The sequence below is a fragment of the Streptomyces sp. SID12501 genome (assembly GCF_010550245.1).
In the GTDB taxonomy this organism is placed as follows: Bacteria; Actinomycetota; Actinomycetes; order Streptomycetales; family Streptomycetaceae; genus Streptomyces.
The window spans coordinates 1-451 of sequence record NZ_JAAGLU010000597.1 but is presented as its reverse complement, the minus strand read 5'-3'; the positions used below and the strand labels follow the sequence as shown (position 1 = coordinate 451).

At 69.0% G+C, this 451-nt stretch carries 1 protein-coding gene; it reads left to right on the top strand.

All coding sequences use genetic code 11. The features are described from left to right. Positions 1–451: AI-2E family transporter (locus G3I71_RS47455; RefSeq protein ID WP_164325153.1), on the top strand; the 451-nt coding region annotated here is incomplete at both ends.

Genomic DNA, 451 nt, shown 5'->3' with positions numbered 1-451 from the left:
TCCGTCGCCGCCAGGCCCGATCCGGTCGCGGCGATTCCGTGGGGGATGCGGGTCGCGGCCGAGGCGGGCTGGCGGCTGCTCGTCCTCGCGGGGACCCTCTGGGTGCTGATGCAGGTGATCAGCGCGGTGCAGCTGGTCGTCCTCGCCTTCGCCGCCGCGCTGCTCGTCACCGCGATGCTCCAGCCGACCGTCGTCCGTCTCAAGCGGTTCGGGCTGCCGCACGGGCTCGCCACCGCTGTGACGGCCGTGCTCGGGTTCGTCATCATCGGCCTGGTCGGCTGGTTCGTGGTGTGGCAGGTGATGGAGAACCTCGACACGCTCTCCGACCGGGTCCGTGACGGCATCGACGAGTTGAAGCGCTGGCTGCTGGACAGCCCCTTCCACGTCACCGAGTCGCAGATCAACGACATCGCCAAGAACCTCAACGACACCATCGGCACCAACACGGAGG